Raw genomic sequence first — 17,266 nt, 5'->3', positions numbered from 1 at the left:
CTTAATAATATTTATTAAAATATTCTTTAAGTTTGATATTTGCTTTTGTCTCTAATTTGTTTTTTAGAGGCAAAATGTTACTACCTAAATATTTATTTTTAATTTTATCTTCCTTAATTTGTATGTCCCTTAGTTTATCATTAATTTCATTATTAGTTAAGCTACCATTACTAACATCATACCAAAGATGTTCACAATTAATAAATAAACCTGACAATTCAAAACAAAGTTTACTTAAAAATTCAACTCTTTTATGATATGGTAAATATGATTTAATAACAGTAATTACTTGAGTCATTGCTATTAAAATTGCCCAAATAAATTTTAGATTATTCCATATAGCCCACCCAGCAATACTTCCTGAAGATGTTATGGCTGTAAAAGTATTTACGCATATATCAAATTTTCCTGATTGTTCTATATATTCATTAAAGTAAAGAATTTCAAATTTTATTTGTACCATTCTATTCCAAAATCTATTTTGCATATCCATATAGTAAAACTCCTTTTCATATATAATTCTACATAAAAAGGAGTTTTCCTTTATACATTTACAAAAGTATAAAATTTAGGGCAAAATAAAAGAACTAATTCTAGCCCTTATCTTACCATATGTTTAGTACGCAAAAATTTTCTATTCTGACTTAGCTATTGTAAATATAAAAAAGAGCCAATAGGCTCTCTAATAAAATTATTATTTTTTATCTGGCATTTGTTATTTTAATAAAATTATCTATAAAAAAATCAAACTTGTTAACGCCACCTGTAACATCATTTACTAAATAGTAATCAAACGAAACTACTACATTGCAACAATCATCCCTATCTGTATCATCTGGATAACTTATTTTAACCTTTCCAACCCTAACAGCTCCTAAACATAATACTTTTTCATATTTGTTATCACCATCTTCAAAAGTAACATTATTAGCACCTTTTGCCTGCAAAGCCTGTTTAATTTCATCGAATACATCTTTTATTCTAAAATGGATCATATTAACACCTTCCTAAAATAAATCTTTATTATTATATTCTACAATATGTCATAATATCCTTTTTTATTTAAATTTAATTTATTGTAATGTAAATAAATCTTTATAATTTTTTACTAACCCTTCTGGCTTCTTTTCCCCAAATAACCTATATCTTAAATAATCATCAACATAAATTGCAAATGGTACTAAGAAAAACCACAATACAGCATAAGGCAAACATATTTGTCCATATAAGTTAAAAAGTTCATTGGAATAGTCCCATATGCCTAAACCTAACCATACATTTAAAATCATGCCACTTGTGAATTCTAGTATTAAGATTATAAACGTACCTATTAAACATTCCTGCCACATCTTTCGGTCATAGAATTTAGGATGCTCGTTTAACTTCCCTATAAAAAAAGCAGCTAGTCCACCAACTACCAACATACTTATATGCGTCCATCCTCGCCATAAACCCTCTAGTACCATGTATAGAGCACCCATAATAAATATTAAAATCAGGTCTTTATATATTTTATTTTTCAATATACAGAACCTCCTACTCTTAGTGAAAATAAGGAAACCATTTCTAATCTTTAGGCTTCATCATTCTTATTTCAAATTTATTATCAAGTTTATCAATTAACTTATTTCCATTTGAATCAGGTGTTAACAATACTGCTTTCAAATCATCTACTCCATTATGATTAAACCACTTCTCTTTTTGTGTATCATCTGTTGGTATTCCTAATAAAGTAAGTGAATTATCTTTTACAGAATAATATTGATTATTTTTCATAATTAAATATTTATTTAAATTGGGGTTATAAGGTTTTAATATTCCATTTGAATCTATATCTATAGCATCAAAAACGCTATAAATACTTGAATTTTCATCATTTGTACAAAACATAAATGAATGCTCTTTATTTGCTAAATCTGTTTTTTCAAATAACAAGCAACTACTAATAAGACTACTTTGATATTCTGAAAAAGGATATTTTATACCATCAATAGTAATAGTAATATTTCCACTACAATTAGGAACTACCCCAGCTATAATTCTTAATTTATTTCCAGTAAAATTAAATTTAACTATGGAATTTTTATTTATTGAATAATGACAGCTTCCTCCAGAATAAGTATTGTTTGTTTGGATATACCATTGTCCCTCGTAAGTAATGATACTATTTGTATCTTCTATACGTTGCCAACCTATTTCTGGTGCAGTTAATGTTTGTCCTATATAAGCTAAAAATTCACCTGTATTTTCTATATCAATAGAATTTATATTAAAATTTTTACCGGATGTTTCTTCTATTATTACTTCATATTCATCTAAAGGAATAGCAGGGCTTTCATGTACTAAAGTAAGATTACGTGTATCTTCAGTACAATGCTCATTAAAAGTATAATTTGATATAATCTGATTTGTTTTGAGAGAAGTTATAATTACCTTACACTGATTTGAATAATATCCACTACCGCATCCAATCATTCTAAATTTAGTTCCTAAAAATCTAAATTTAACTTGATGTTTTAAAGAACCTAACTGATATTTTATTAAATGTCCAGAATTATCATCATATAATTGCCAATCAGTACCTATAAATATTAATCTTCCTTCATTATATTGAGATCTTTGCCATCCCGTTTCTGGTTGTATTACACCCGTTGTTCCTACACTTAATGTCATTCTTTCACTTCCTATCTTTATAAAGCCTGCAATATTAAACTAATTAGTAATTTATTTTTATATCTCCTGAAAATTTTATAAGCACCTGCAGTTGGGTATTTGAAACATATACTACATCATAATCTGTTTCTTTAGCTTGTACCCATTTGCCTTGACCATCATACTGTAAATCTAAATTATCAATGCTCTTTGTATCTGAAATACTATTCATAGACAGTAAATAAGCAAACCTTATTTTTTTATTTGCATTAAGCAAATTCCAGTAAGTAGAATTAATAGCATTGAAAATAGACATATCTATACCTTTTGTCTTTACATCATTCATAGTTAAACTTATATCTTCCCAATGATCCATATTAAATGTTTTCCATGTTGTTCCACCATCTACACTGCACACTACTTTTAAATTATTTCCTGTTCCCGTTAGTTTAAAGTAATCTATATTCTGTACATAACTTAAATCCCTATCTCCACTAGCAATTAATAATCTATCTGGTGGTATGGCAGTTACTGTAAGTATCTCACTTACTCCATCAACAGATTCTTCAATATCATCTATTTCTTTAAAAATGTTCTTATCTATTTCACAGGAATATTCTTCGTTGTTAGATCCTATAGCTCCCTCATCTTTCATTTGATAATCATAACTTGTTTTTAAATGTACTGTATTATCAAACGCTATCATATCATCAGGTTCAAAATCACTGGATTCAGAGTTACTGAATGAATTTAAAGTTTTTATTACATTCTGGTCACCCTGCTTAAATTGCAGCACATTAACTCTAGGAACTTTGAAATCTACTGTATTAATTGGAATATCTACCTCGTAAGGTGATGATGTACCTCCTGTTATACCCATTTTACTTATTTGCTTTAAACTTAATCCTGCTGCATCTCCAATATTCTGTAAATCTACAGTAGTAAATTTTTTCATGTCTGCTGAATAAACAACTACCTGTTTATCTTGCTTATTTGCTACATTTACATCATCTAAGCCTTCAAATTTAGTAATCCTGTGAGCTATTATTTCATCTAGTATATGCTGGCCTGTCCATCCTGTAGAACTATTAGTTGCACTATCATCCAAAACAACATCTTTGTTAAGAGTTATATTAAAAAATTCACTCATTCAGTCATCACCTACTCATCTATTACTAGTTGAAAATCTCTCACAGAAAAATTGTGATTATCAACATTTTTAGTTATTTTAACAAATACATCTTTACTTTGTCCTTGAAGCAAATCTAAACTTACACTATCTGAATATGCTGTGCCATCCAAGCTTAGTTGAATTAAATCATCACTTGCAGTATGTATCCCTATTTTTAGCCCTGCATAATCTTTAGTATCTATGTTTTTAATTGTTATGCTCTCCTGAAAGTCTTTTAATACTCCAGGACTTGTGTTAGTTACAATCAATCCATTATAAATCACTTCAAGTTCGTATTTGCTAAATACATATACATCACCATACTTAAGATCCAGCAGGTCTGATTTATATATTGGGCTTCCACTACTATCTTTAAAAATAAAATATCCCTGAATATTGCCATCCAGAAATACTTTACACTCCAGATCACCGTTGAAGGTTCTAGCTTTTAACAAATTATTATTTGGGTCATACAGTTCACATACAGTATTCTCCGGGAAATTTTGTATAGTGACATATGGGCTTCCATATACTTTATAGTTGTCTAATATAAAATCCTCATTACTGTATTTTTCAAAGCCCTGATGTAACACTGCATCTGTAAAATTCATACCACCTATATTGGTGTAATTAATTCCATCATCTGATATATATGCTTGAACATAATTATCTTGCTTAATTATTTTCCAAAACTTATGTTGTTCAGCTTGCTTTTTATCTTTAATACCAAAAGTGTACTTTCCATTGTCAAAATATATTGCAGAATAATCATCTATACCCACATCATTAAAATTTTCTTTTTCAAGTTCTACAACAAATTCGGTATAGGTAAAATTTCTTTCAATCTTATTATTGGAGATTAATTTCATTTTTCCTGTACTCATATCTCTTGTTACATTAGCACTTCCAGCAAAATCACTAAAAGAAGAGGTCAAAAAAAAGTTCTCGACCTCCAGTAATCCATCTTTAACTTTTATAAGTTTCATAAGAATATCAGCTCCTATACAGTAGGCTGCATCATATAATCATATGGTACAAACTCAACCACTTGAACATTATCTGTACCTGTTCCTTGAGCTATAAATAACTTTGCCTGTTCTAGTGCATCATTATAACAATTTGTTGAATATGAATCTATTTCTTCTCCAGTTTCATCTGTTATTCCACCATAATTTAATTTAACTAAAGTTTTATTTTTCAATATTCCCCATTGTTTTTGACGGGGATTCTTAAAATCTATAGTGGTATTACTCATCTTGTTACCTCCCTATAATATTTTTCTTTTCTGTGTTTTGCGTATCTATAAAATAATATCTTTTACCCTTCATTTTATCTAATGATTTTATTAAATCACCATTGGAAGCCTTCTTATTAAAGTTTCTTTCAATGTCCATATTCTTTGGATTTCTCCATATTGGTACAACATTAAAATGATGCTGCTTTAAATAATCTATTAAATTGGAAATGAGTATACCTACTGCCTGTAGTCCATTTTTCATATCAAGAAAATAAACTTTTTCAGTTTCCCATCTTATCCACCTGTAAGATCTATAATAATCCATATTAGGTTTAGAAGTACCTAAAGTATACCAGTCATACAAAAGTTCCATAACAAACTGCATTGACTCTTTTCCGCTGCAACACATCCATGCTTGTACATTGCTATGCCATATCTCAATTAAGATATTTACTAAATCTAACATAATTTCTATACTTACTGCATAAGCAGGAATATTGAAATCTATTCCCCAATTTTCACCCCAACCTATAGGATGATTAGTAAATCTAAGATATTCATAGTTTAGATTATTCAACAAACTATTGTCGTAATTAAAATCTTTATTAGGAATGATTAAATTATCTCTTGGATCAGTAGGATTTAACCACCACCATCTTTTTATTACTTCTATAGACTTATTACGCTCTGTTGTATAAATTTGTTTATTATTACAATAATTTTTTATAAATAAGTCAGAGGGTTTTAGTATATCTATAATAGGTAATACATTTAATTCTTTTTCTACTTGTTCATATACATCTATTATATTTATTCTTGCTAAATATTTACCTGAGTTTTTATTTGCATTTGTTTCTGTGCATCTTATTAACTGCAAATAATTGTCATAATAAATATTTCTATCTGTTTCCCTCTTTAACATACTATTTAAGTTTTTAAGTATATATTTAAATGTATTTCTATTTAAAGTATAGGTGTTTATTTTACTAATTTTTTTATAAAAGCGTCTATATACAAATAGTGATGATGAAATTCTCTGCATTCTTTTACCAAACAGCCTCTGCATTATCTTTTTTATTATTTCTTTACTTATATTTTTGCTACTGTCTTTGTACATGTATATAAGATCTAAATTTTTCATTATACTTTTATCAGTTAGCCTATTCAGTTTCTTATCTGTTATTTCTTTATTAACAGTTTTAAAACTAAACCTATTAAGAATATTAATATCTTGATACTCTGAAAGATTCCTACAAGACTCTCTATCAAGTTGAAAAGCTGCATCCAGTTTGTTTAAACTTACAAAATTAGTTCGCCTAAGAGATACTGGCAAGAATTTATTAATATCACAATAGTTAATAGTTCTAAACTGTTTAGCAGTATTTTTATAGAATGCTTTACCTATTTTTTTAAGAAGAAATCCATTAAATAAATTCAACAGTAAGCTCTTTTTACTGGATATTACAAACATTTTACTCTTGTAAATTTGATTTTGCCAACATTTTAATAGATATATACTTTTTTCTATACTTACAATGCTATTTTTTATATTTCTTACGATTTTCCATTTCTTTATATTCAAAAATATATTATATCTTTTTAATTCTATGCTTTCGCATTTAATAAAACCTAATTTCTTAGTTTCCAAACAAACACTAGAATTTATTATTAGTTCTTTATTATAGTCCCTTAAGTTTTTACTTAATTTCAAATTTATCAAAATATTATTTTTCTCTAATTTAATACTGTTATTTTTTATATTTATCTCTTTATATCTAACTTTCAACTCTCTTAGAGATTCTTTACCACCTATTTCAGAAAGCCTTCTATATAAATACTTTTTACTATCTTTTAATATATTTACTGCAGCAGGTTTAAAAAACATTTTACTAAAGTCTTTTTCAATTTCTTTTGAATTTTCTATAGAAAGCATCCACTCTTTAGGCTTTATAATTTTATATGAGGTGTCATACTTAAAAGTAGCTCCAAAATAAACTGTTTCCCCTGCATATCTAAAATTACACAAGGGTACTGTATGCAAGGGCATTCATATCAACTCCTACTCAGATGCTTTATAACATCTAATGGCAACACAATAGTTAATATTTGCACTATTATTTAAGAAATTAAATGGCGCTGTAATTTTAAATTTCTTATAGTTTTCTTCTTGATCGGTATCTTTCATATATGTTAGTTTATCTGCATCATATATACTTGATGAATCACCAGCTAATACATTCTGTAACTTACCTCTTTCCATATCTACTGGGTGTACAAGTGTAATATCTGAAAATTGATGCTTCTTATGATCCCACCTAGAACCTTCAACATTACATTTATCCATAAATGGATTTGTAGCATAAAAAGCAGGGTAATGTGGTTGGTACGGCATACCGATTTTATTGGCTATCATAACAAAGTCAGTTACTCCTGTACCAGTTCGTTCTCCATATGGATTACTATAGTTAGGTTCCATATCGCTTGATGCAGTTATCCCAAAATTGTATTGATCATCTGTATAAGCACTATCTTCAACAGGTTTTAAAGCTCCTATATAAGCATAACCTGTAAGATAATTATTATATGGGGCTACATCTGCCGAAGGATCTCCTCTAAGTACAAGATTTATACTATCCTTTGTCATAGAAATCCAATATTGCACAGGTAAAAAATCTTTAATACCTTTAGGTAAGTTTCTATACCAAGCTAGCCTATAATTATATTTCTCTTGTATATCTTGTGAAATCTTAATATCTGTATTATCTGAATTTAACTCACTAGCTATTTGAAATCTTATATTATTTAAAGTTAATCCTGCTGTCATAGCACTTACATAATCGTCATAGCCACTACCATTTACGCTAGGATTTTTACCTGCCATTATTTCTAATGCTTCTGCATCAGTCCTTGTATGGTATACTGCTCCACCTTCCGGATAAGTGGCATAACTGTGTAATTTTTCAAAGTTTATTATGGCTTGCTTTTCTGCTGTCGTCAATTCCCTTGCAAGCCTACTAATTTTAACATAAAAAACTTTGTTATATGATGTAGTTGTTTTTATTATACAAGTATCATTTTGTTTTGAAGCTGTAAATATAGTTTGTACTTTATCAGTCGCACTACCATCTGTTATTAAGTTTATTGTTTGATCTGCTTCAGCTGCCCCCATTTTATCTATACTATCAGGCACAACCAAGTCCCATTTATATACACCCGCATTTTGCGTTATTTCTTTTACTAATGTTTTAACTAAATTCTTTACACTGCAGTTGCCTTCAACATAGTAAAAATCCTCTGCTATAGCCATTTTATTACCTCCTACCAAAATAAGTTTTCTCTAGTAAACATATCTGTTATTTTTTTAGTTTTTAAATCTATACTGCACACTCCATATCCTAAAGAACTCGTGTTTTCCACTACCATGTTGTATTCTTTAAGAAGCACTTTACCATAAGGCCTTTTTTCATATATTTTTATATTTACAGGGTTTTTTAACTCTCCTCCATTATAGTCGTGAACATATACATTCAATACTTTATTATAATATCCCTTAACAGACATTATTTCAGGATTTGAATTATCAATATGCTGCCGCCAATCCCAATTTAGATAAAATCCTTTATAGGAGTTATGTCCAAAAAACACATGTTTATCTCCAATAAACCCATGGAGATCCATATCTGTATTATTATTTTCTTCCCACTGCATACGAACTGCTATATCCCAATCATTTGGTATATCATCAGTATCCGGCTTTTTAGGTTCTACTGGATTAGGTGTAACTTCTTTATCTTGTAAATACTCTAGATCAATTAAAGCCTGCCTACTGTTACCACTTAAATTATGTAAAATAAAAGAAATAGGAGTATTGGCATTTACCTTATAGTAAGTATTAAAGTATTTATGCTCCCCTATTTCTTTTGTAGTTGCATTGTCTATTATTTTATTTTTATTTATCACAAGACTATATCTATCTTCCTTTTTCCACCCTGTCTGATTTAAATGTAATCCAGTTAAAAACACATCCTTATCAAATATAAAATCTTTCTTATAGTCACTTATAATTGCAGGTATATCAATTATACCACCTTGAGCTTTCTGCTCTCCATCATACTTATATAATAAAAATTGCTCTATCCTATTTTTAAGGCCTTTATATTTTTCATCAGGTAGTAAATCTTCAATGTCACTTAATAATGCCTCAACATCTCCTGTATCTAACTGAGGATATTTGTTCTTCATTGCATCATCTATTAACTTTAGTAAGTTAAATCTTAATTCAGTTTCAAGTTCATCAAAATTTATAACATACCTTGGTAAACTCATACTGCATCCTCCAATATGTTAAAATCTACCCACAATATTTTAGAAGATCCACTGGCATTGTTAAATATAAAGTCTACTTTCTGTCTTGCAGTTACCGGATAGAATACATTAAAAAACTTATTTTCTCCATATTCTTTAGTACGAACACAAGTAAATAATGTAATATCTCCTGCTTTTAGATCCCATGTATCTTGAAAATTCCAGGCTGATTGAGAATAGGTTATGCCAGTAATTCTCCCCTTTTCAGGTACTTCAAATTCTATAGTATAAACTCCTGTACTTGCTGGTATCTGAAGCATTTCTCCATATATTTTCTGTGTTCCAGATATGCCTAAATTACCAGCTAACCCATCTAGCTTAACTCCAAGAGCATTTAACGCTGCTATTAAATCATTATAATTTACGCCTTGTATTTTATCTCTTATTTGTGTAAGTAGACTTTCCATTTTATCTGTAGGAACTGTTATGCTCCCTATATCAACTTTAACTCCATTTTGTAAATAATCTTTTATTCCATCTGCTAACTCGTCAAAGTTTATAACATAACTTGGCAGGCTCAATTGAATCACCTCTAGACATAATCTATATTATCAACCAGATTGTCTGAACCTTTATTAATTTGTATTGTCTTTGTGCTGCCATCAGGGTAAGTTGTTTTAATCCTATATACTTTTCCATTAGTATCTCTGATAAGTTCCTCACTCCATTGGTCCGTTCCAGTACCATATAAACATTTAACTACTTTCTTTGTTGTAACATTCCTTATAAGTTGTATAGGATATTCAATAAGTTGTCCACTATAAGGCTGGTCCCCTGTATCTATTGATATTTTATTTTTGAGATTTCTTTTTCTAAGTTCCTGATCTAATACATAGACTACAGGCTCCCTGAAATTCTTAAATCCACTTCCAGGCATGATTAACTAGCCTCCTTCATAACGCCAGAAGCAAGCAGTTTAGGTATTAAATATATTGTATTTTTGTCTCTCATACCTTCTAATTGCAAAGTATCTTGATAGCCATCTGCTGTTACTTCTGTATCTATACCAACAACTAAATAATATCCTGGATCCGTATTGTCTCTTATCAACTTAACTACATGACCTAAATCAATATTCTTATTTCCCTTAGTTGGAAGTATCGTAAGTGGCGTACTTTTTCTCCAATGCTCTAAGAACTGCCATCCTGCTACTGCTTTTCTTTTTTCCTGGGTGTTTGCAAGAGGATTATCTATTATGTCATACCATTTTTCACCATTAAGATACTCAGTCATTGATGGATCTTCAAATTTATCAAAAACAGTTTGAGTCTTATCACCATTCTTTACATCACAGGTAACTTTTAATATATTTTTCATTAAGGAAGCATCTCTTCCAGCATCATCTGAAGAGTTATTTGAGTTATCCTTATAAACCCAGTCAAAATGGTTTCTATCTCCGCCACCTTCTATATATGCAGGATACTGATCTTCCAAAATAATAGTTCCACCTTTACTGCATCTAATAGCTGCATGCATTGTCTCTAAAAAATTCTGTATAACATCTGCATATACTGTACCTTCAGCTATTTTCAAATTGGAAATACTGTAATTATCTCCTCCTGCTTGATAAAAGCTAAGCCCTGCCCTTCCTACTAAATCTGCAATTACATTTACTGCAGTAGTAGCTCCATAAACTATATCTTCATTTGTGGCATTTAAAAGCCTGTAGAACATATCATGACAAGTTAATGTTATAGTCTTATCGCCTTCATTATAGTTATATTTCTTTATGACTCCTGAATATTGAATCGCATCATCAAAATAAATCTCAATATGTGCATAGTTGTCAATTATTCCTGTATTGCCTCCCTTAAATGCTGCTAAAGGAAGCTTTTCATACTCCATAATTATAGTAGACTCTGTAACCTGGGTATCTTTAGCCCTGTTTGTTTTTATGCTTGTAAGGCTGTTTCTTACTGTAATCTTATCTGCATCACTTGTGCCATAACTTACATAGCCTGCCTTTTTATATATAGTCACACTAGAGTCCATCATTATCACTCACCCATCCACTAACATCATGGTTACAGAGCATTTGTGTAGCTATATAATAAATATCTCCTTCAATTGTTGTATCCAGATCAAATTTATTTTGAAGATAACCTTTATATGTTATTCCAAACTCATTTATTAAAGTTAATCTCTCACTGTATCTTTTAACAAATTCAAGATATTTTTGTGCATTTACCTGAGTCTCTGCATCTGTATTGCCTTTAATTTGAAAAGCAGCTGTAAATTCAATTATACAGTCACTTTTAACATTATCCTGAAACTGACTATATCCTGAAACAGTTCTAACAGCCTTCCTAAAATAAGCAGGACGAGGAGGTTTATAATTTGTTATTGCTGCACCTGTATCTGCACCATCTGAATATAAAAGTTGTATATTAAATTCGTTAAGTCTAGATATATCCAAAACAAGCCACCTCCTAATCCCTTATAACATCATTCATAAAGAAATCTACTAATCCATTTTTTAATGAACTCTTAGCCATTGATTTTACTTCACTAGTAAGTTTTGCAGTACCTTTTTCTCCTGTATCTGCTACCGTTACATAAAGTGTTATTTTTGGATCAAAATTAAGTAATTTACTAGAGCCAAACTTGCTAATTTTACTCAATCCTTGTCCAGAACTCCCATAAGCTCCACTTAATGCAATATTATCAAGTTGTGAAAAATTAGGCTTTGTGTTGCCTAAATTTTTAATACCATTTACTAACTTCAAAAATCTATTTTTAATAGGATTTTGCATCTTATCTAAACCATTTATATATCCTTGTCCTGTATTAATACCATATCCAGTAAAAAATGTTGACGGTGAGTGTATGCCTAAAGCTGATTTAAATGTATTTTTTATAGAACTTGCTATAGAAGAAACTTTGTCTTTTATTTTACCAGCCATACTACTTATACCATTAAACAAACCTTCAAAAATAAATTTACCTATAGCCTTCATATCTGCACCTAAGTTTTTAAATATCATTTTCCATCCTTGTGCTGATTTGGAAAGGAAATCTTTGAATTCATCAAAAGCAATCTCCCATCCTTTTATGGATTTAGAGAAAAAATCACCGACAGATGCAAATATATCTTTTATAGCTTTTCCAAAGGCAGCTGCATACTTTTTGCATGTATCCCAATGCTTTATAACTTCATAAACTATCAATCCTAAACCGGCTATAACAGCTATAGTTATTAATACAGGTGGGTTAATTATTCCTGGCAATACTTTAAATATACCTGCAGCTTTTTTTAATCCTCCAAATGCTGTTCCTACTTTTGAAATACCTGTTATTAGTTTAGGAAAAACTCCTACTACTTTAGTAATTGCTGGCCCAAATTTTGAAAATGCTCCTACAACCGTTGATGTCGAAGTTATTATTTTACCAAATATAATCATTACAGGTCCAAATGCCGCAGCCATAACTCCAGCATAAACAATTATAGTCTGAATCGGCCTTGGAAGTTTATTAAAAGCATTTGCTAATGCAGATATAAAATTAGCAGCTTTCTTTATCCCAGGAGCTAAAACATCTCCTATTCTTATTCCTAAAGTTTCAAGAGATCCTTTCATTGATTCAATAGCACCTTTTAGATTGTCCTGCATTGTGTCGGCCATTTCTTTAGATGCACCATCACAATTTTTAAGTTCTTTTGAAAGATCATTAAATTTCTGTGGTCCTTGGTCAACAAGCGCTAACATACCAGACATAGCTTCTTTACCAAACAAAGTTTCCATAACACTTGCTTTTTGTTGCTGGGTAAGTCCTTTTGTCTTATCCTGAAGCTGTTGTATAACTTGTCCAAGTGGAATCATTTTTCCATTTGCATCAAAGAAATTCATTCCCAGCTGTTTCATTACTTTTGATGCTGCTTTAGTCGGGCTTGCAAGATTAGTTAATGCACTTCTTAATGTAGTACCTGCCTGACTTCCTTTTATACCTGCATTTGATAAAAGACCTATAGCTGCAGAAGTATCTTCAAAACTAATTCCAAGTGAATGTGCAACTGGAGCTATGTATTTCATAGCTTCCCCTGTGTCTGTAATTTCAGCATTTGTATCTCCAGCTACTTTTGCCAGCACATCTGCAACATGAGATGTTCTATCAGCTTCCATACCAAATCCTCTTAAAGAACTACTTGCTATATCTGAAGCTGTCGCTATATCAACACCTCCTGCAGCCGCAAGACTTAACATTCCGGGCATTGCACTCATTATCTCATTAGTTTTAAAACCAGCACTTGCAAGATTCTCCATACCTTCTGCAGCCCCTGAAGCACTAAATGCAGTATCAGCTCCTAATTGAATGGCCTGCTCTCGTAATTTGGTAAAGTCATTTCCCGTAGCCCCTGAAATGGCTTGCACTTTTGACATTTGAGCTTCAAAATCCATGGAGGTTTTAACTGCTGCAGTTCCAACTCCAATTAAAGGAAGTGTTACAGCTTTTGTTGCTGTTTTGCCAACAGTATTCATTGCTCCACCTAAACTTTGAATTCTAGTTTCAGCAGAATTGTTAGAGTTCATAAACTGTTTCATCTGCTCTCCTGCACTGCTTAAACCACTTGTAAATCTTGAGGTATCTAACTCCATAAAAGCAACTACAGATCCAGCATTAATTGCCACTGCATCACCTCCATTTTTCGTGCATAATAAAAAAGAACCACAACTAAGTGATTCTTCTTTTCAATATTCCTATTAAATTATTTTAGCCTTTAATTGCTCTATATCCAGCTGTTTCAGCTTCCTCTATTGTCCTAAAATAAACGTTATTACTTAACTTTTGCATTTCTTTATCATAATAAGGGTCACCTGGCAAATGATATATTTTACTATCTGTATCACCTATAATAGCAGGTTTTCCATTATCATCCATATAAGGTTGCTTTTTAGGATCATTACTAGCTGACGCTGCATATGCAGTTGTTGACGTTGAAGCTGCTGTACTTGCTGTTTTTGCAGCAACATCCTTCTCTAATGCATTTAAATCATTCTGCAAATTTAAAAGTCCATCTTCTAAATTTTTATTTTGAGGAATTGGTACACTTACATATTGACCACCTGCAGGATTTGAAGGAGTTACACTTCCACTCACTGTTGGTGGATGCCAACTTGATGTAGTATATCTATCTTTCTGATCTTTAAAATACACTTGTTCAGAACTGTAATCTAAATAAGCAAGCATAAAAAACAATAGGAAACACAAAACAGCAGGAATACCATACCCTGCTCCAGCCTGCCACTTTTCTTTAAATAATATAGGCTTAATTATCATAGATTTTACTAACATTATTAAAAATACAAGTCCAATAGTATAAGCTATCCACATAATAGTGCTCCTTATGCCAAATAATACTTTATTTGTATAATATATTATATCATAGAATTCTAATAATTTGTTTGTATTTAGGAGAACACAGTCATCTTACAATGTTTTATTGTGCTTCATCATCCATTCTATTGTAGATTTATTGCCGCTTCCATCGTGTTTTTCTTCATCATTCCATTTAGGAGTCCTAGGTTTTTCGACTAATAGTTCGCTTAAAATATAAAAACACGCTTCATCAAAACAAAATGCATCATAATCATTTTCTATTCTTAAAATTTGGCTTGGCCTTATTTTGTATGTCCTTGCCATTGCTATTATTGAGATTATCCTTTGATGCTGTACGAAAAGATTTCAAGCCTTCTACCCCCTGCTGACTATATGCCCATAATTCAAATCTCTGCGTATCAGTCAATTCTAAATCTATCTCTTTAAGCTGCTTTATACTTGGCTCTACTAATGTATTTTCACAAATTATATCAATAACTTTTCCATACTCTTTTAGATCTATTTGATCTATCTTATCCTGATAAAAAAGTCTTCTCGCTACACCTAAAAGCTGGTTAGGTATTTGTCCACTTTGACATAATCCTAAAATAGAAAGCCTTTTTACTCTTGCATAAAAAGGCTTATTACCTGAAAAAGGACTTAGCTCTATTACTTCTGTAGACATATTTTTTAATTCCTCTATACTTGTTACTCTTGGTTTATCCATCTAAAATTCCTCCTATGCTGTAGTAAATTCAACCGTTACAGCAGTTGTATTTCCACTATTGTCTGCTTTTCTAATTGATGCTGCAGTAGCCTCATAAGTAACACCTGCCGATATACCTGTTGGTACAAAAGTTATTATTTTCTTAGTAGTATCCATAGTCACATTACCCGTAACAACAGAACCATCTGACTTTTTAGTTACCTTAAAATTAGCAGCTGTAACATCTGCATCATTTACAGCATCAGCAAAAGTCCATGTTACCTTACAATCTGTTCCTACAGTAACTCCTGGAGTACCTTTAGATGAATCAGGATTTGTCGGAGTTGGCGGATTTGGTACTGTTGTTACTATAGGCGCAGGTATTATGGCAGTTGGTAAACTATCTACATACTCAACGTATACTGGTTTCTCACCCTTTTTAGGTCTACCGTGGCTTTCAAATTCCGGCACATAAAACTTACCATCTTCAAATTTAAATTCTACTGGTGTTCCTTTATTATGTTTAAAACCAAATTTAACATACTTTATAGTAGAAGAATCATAATCCTTCTCTTCTGAATATAAATTTAAAGTAAATGGTACTTTATTTACTGCAACTCCAATCTCAGGGCCTTCATAACCATTACTTGACATAGTTCCACCATCTACCAAGCACATTAGTTCTGGTGGAAAAGTATTGTCAGTTAACTTAATATCATATCCAATGCAAATATCATCAGTTCGGTTCATTGCAATTATTCTATTCTTAACTCTAAGTATATCTTCTTTGCCTTTACTTAAATCTGGTTTAATATCAGCTTTTTCAGCTGTATCAAAATAATACTTTTGCCCGGTAACTTCATTTATAATTTCAGCCAGCGCTATATTTGCTATGGGCATACCTTGAATTTCAGTACCTGTTGAGCTTGTACTTTCTGACATTCCATCTACCTCCTTAATCTTTGAAATGTTTGATATTCTATTGTTTGTGTGTATCCATTCACACTATCATCTAAAATTACAGGTGTAATATTCCCTGTAGGTCTTATATATCCTTTCAATTCACCTAAAAAGCTTTCTACCTGTACTGTATAAGGTTCTATATCTGAGTAATTACTTCTAGGACAATAAACAATAACATCTAGAGTTTGAGAACCTATTTGATTACTCCCTTCAAATCCTACAGTACCTGTATTTTTTAGAACTACATAAGAACTTGTACATTTACCTTTATGTTTCCCTGGACTATATATGTCTACTCCTTTAGTTTTTAACAATAAAAAAGCACGTTCCCATACGGTACGCGGCTTATATATTCCTTTTATATAGTTTTCTAAGATATCTCCTGAGACTGCATATTTAAAACTTATTTCTGACATAAAGGCACCTACTTTCCAAGTAAATTAGCCATTCCACTAACAAATTTAGGTGTAAGTTTTCTAACTGTTGGTCTAAGTACTGCATATTTACCCTCATTAGCAAGTTCTAATTGAGCAAAAGAAGGACCTACCTCCATTCCAACTTCATCATCTCCACTTTTGCCTTTAGCATGAGCTAATTCCAAATATGGTGAATACTCCATATTCCCGGCTACATAGGATTTACATTTACTTTCATCTTCCCATTGAAACCCACCTTTTATGGTTTGTCTTGCATTTCCAGTTCTATCTTGCCATGGAGCATTATTTTTAGCATATCCCTCCATCTTTTTTCCTTCACTATCACAATAAACTCCTACAGCTGATTTCATTTTATTGTTTACTTCCCCATTTTCAGCAATTTTTCTTAATAAATCAGTAGCATCAAATTTAAATCCAGACAT

Annotated in this window: 21 protein-coding genes; all 21 read right to left on the bottom strand. The window is 30.9% G+C overall.

Annotated features, from left to right (window positions below):
- Position 1 precedes the first annotated feature (1 nt).
- The 21 genes from WY13_RS04070 to WY13_RS03975 all read right to left on the bottom strand — a co-directional run bounded on the left by WY13_RS04070 (position 2) and on the right by WY13_RS03975 (position 17,266).
- Positions 2-493, bottom strand: a complete 492-nt coding sequence (locus tag WY13_RS04070; protein WP_063554431.1) for a hypothetical protein — start codon at positions 491-493, stop codon at positions 2-4.
- Positions 494-701: 208 nt separating this feature from the next.
- The gene (locus WY13_RS04065) at positions 702-995 is read right to left on the bottom strand and encodes a hypothetical protein (RefSeq protein WP_063554430.1); all 294 of its coding nucleotides are present in this window, start codon (positions 993-995) and stop codon (positions 702-704) included.
- A 78-nt stretch (positions 996-1,073) separates the two neighbouring features.
- Positions 1,074-1,523 (bottom strand): putative ABC transporter permease, encoded by a 450-nt coding sequence (locus tag WY13_RS04060; protein ID WP_063554429.1) that lies wholly within the window; start codon positions 1,521-1,523, stop codon positions 1,074-1,076.
- A gap of 43 nt (positions 1,524-1,566) precedes the next feature.
- Positions 1,567-2,673: a hypothetical protein gene (locus WY13_RS04055; RefSeq protein ID WP_063554428.1), complete on the bottom strand. Its 1,107-nt coding sequence runs from the start codon at positions 2,671-2,673 to the stop codon at positions 1,567-1,569.
- 43 nt (positions 2,674-2,716) lie between these two features.
- On the bottom strand, positions 2,717-3,802 hold the full coding sequence (locus WY13_RS04050) for a hypothetical protein (protein ID WP_063554427.1): 1,086 nt from the start codon (positions 3,800-3,802) through the stop codon (positions 2,717-2,719).
- An 11-nt stretch (positions 3,803-3,813) separates the two neighbouring features.
- Positions 3,814-4,809: a hypothetical protein gene (locus WY13_RS04045; RefSeq protein ID WP_063554426.1), complete on the bottom strand. Its 996-nt coding sequence runs from the start codon at positions 4,807-4,809 to the stop codon at positions 3,814-3,816.
- 14 nt (positions 4,810-4,823) lie between these two features.
- The gene (locus WY13_RS04040; RefSeq protein ID WP_063554425.1) at positions 4,824-5,078 is read right to left on the bottom strand and encodes a hypothetical protein; all 255 of its coding nucleotides are present in this window, start codon (positions 5,076-5,078) and stop codon (positions 4,824-4,826) included.
- 4 nt (positions 5,079-5,082) lie between these two features.
- Positions 5,083-7,107: a hypothetical protein gene (locus WY13_RS04035; RefSeq protein WP_063554424.1), complete on the bottom strand. Its 2,025-nt coding sequence runs from the start codon at positions 7,105-7,107 to the stop codon at positions 5,083-5,085.
- Positions 7,108-7,119: 12 nt separating this feature from the next.
- Positions 7,120-8,367 (bottom strand): hypothetical protein, encoded by a 1,248-nt coding sequence (locus WY13_RS04030; protein ID WP_063554423.1) that lies wholly within the window; start codon positions 8,365-8,367, stop codon positions 7,120-7,122.
- 11 nt (positions 8,368-8,378) lie between these two features.
- The gene (locus WY13_RS04025; protein WP_063554422.1) at positions 8,379-9,386 is read right to left on the bottom strand and encodes a hypothetical protein; all 1,008 of its coding nucleotides are present in this window, start codon (positions 9,384-9,386) and stop codon (positions 8,379-8,381) included.
- Positions 9,383-9,946, bottom strand: coding sequence for a hypothetical protein (locus WY13_RS04020; RefSeq protein ID WP_063554421.1), 564 nt, complete (start codon positions 9,944-9,946; stop codon positions 9,383-9,385). The genes WY13_RS04025 and WY13_RS04020 overlap by 4 nt, the downstream gene beginning before the upstream one ends.
- 11 nt (positions 9,947-9,957) lie before the next feature.
- Positions 9,958-10,302: a hypothetical protein gene (locus tag WY13_RS04015; RefSeq protein WP_063554420.1), complete on the bottom strand. Its 345-nt coding sequence runs from the start codon at positions 10,300-10,302 to the stop codon at positions 9,958-9,960.
- A gap of 2 nt (positions 10,303-10,304) precedes the next feature.
- Complete coding sequence (locus tag WY13_RS04010) at positions 10,305-11,420, bottom strand: hypothetical protein (protein WP_063554419.1); 1,116 nt, start codon at positions 11,418-11,420, stop codon at positions 10,305-10,307.
- Positions 11,407-11,841 (bottom strand): hypothetical protein, encoded by a 435-nt coding sequence (locus WY13_RS04005; protein ID WP_063554418.1) that lies wholly within the window; start codon positions 11,839-11,841, stop codon positions 11,407-11,409. Before WY13_RS04005 ends, WY13_RS04010 begins: the two co-directional genes overlap by 14 nt.
- Positions 11,842-11,854: 13 nt before the next feature.
- The gene (locus tag WY13_RS04000; protein ID WP_063554417.1) at positions 11,855-14,050 is read right to left on the bottom strand and encodes a phage tail tape measure protein; all 2,196 of its coding nucleotides are present in this window, start codon (positions 14,048-14,050) and stop codon (positions 11,855-11,857) included.
- 82 nt (positions 14,051-14,132) lie between these two features.
- The gene (locus WY13_RS03995) at positions 14,133-14,753 is read right to left on the bottom strand and encodes a hypothetical protein (protein WP_063554416.1); all 621 of its coding nucleotides are present in this window, start codon (positions 14,751-14,753) and stop codon (positions 14,133-14,135) included.
- Positions 14,754-14,849: 96 nt separating this feature from the next.
- The gene (locus WY13_RS21470; protein ID WP_082848368.1) at positions 14,850-15,062 is read right to left on the bottom strand and encodes a hypothetical protein; all 213 of its coding nucleotides are present in this window, start codon (positions 15,060-15,062) and stop codon (positions 14,850-14,852) included.
- Positions 15,010-15,465, bottom strand: coding sequence for a hypothetical protein (locus WY13_RS03990; protein WP_063554415.1), 456 nt, complete (start codon positions 15,463-15,465; stop codon positions 15,010-15,012). The genes WY13_RS21470 and WY13_RS03990 overlap by 53 nt, the downstream gene beginning before the upstream one ends.
- 12 nt (positions 15,466-15,477) lie before the next feature.
- Positions 15,478-16,386: an Ig-like domain-containing protein gene (locus WY13_RS03985; protein ID WP_082848367.1), complete on the bottom strand. Its 909-nt coding sequence runs from the start codon at positions 16,384-16,386 to the stop codon at positions 15,478-15,480.
- 5 nt (positions 16,387-16,391) lie between these two features.
- Positions 16,392-16,823, bottom strand: a complete 432-nt coding sequence (locus WY13_RS03980; protein WP_063554414.1) for a hypothetical protein — start codon at positions 16,821-16,823, stop codon at positions 16,392-16,394.
- Positions 16,824-16,831: 8 nt separating this feature from the next.
- Positions 16,832-17,266, bottom strand: a complete 435-nt coding sequence (locus WY13_RS03975) for a hypothetical protein (RefSeq protein WP_063554413.1) — start codon at positions 17,264-17,266, stop codon at positions 16,832-16,834.

The sequence above is a fragment of the Clostridium ljungdahlii genome, from assembly GCF_001636845.1.
GTDB classification, from domain to species: Bacteria; Bacillota; Clostridia; order Clostridiales; family Clostridiaceae; genus Clostridium_B; species Clostridium_B ljungdahlii_A.
The sequence above is the reverse complement of the archived record's forward strand: the minus strand, read 5'-3'. Positions and strand labels throughout refer to the sequence as shown.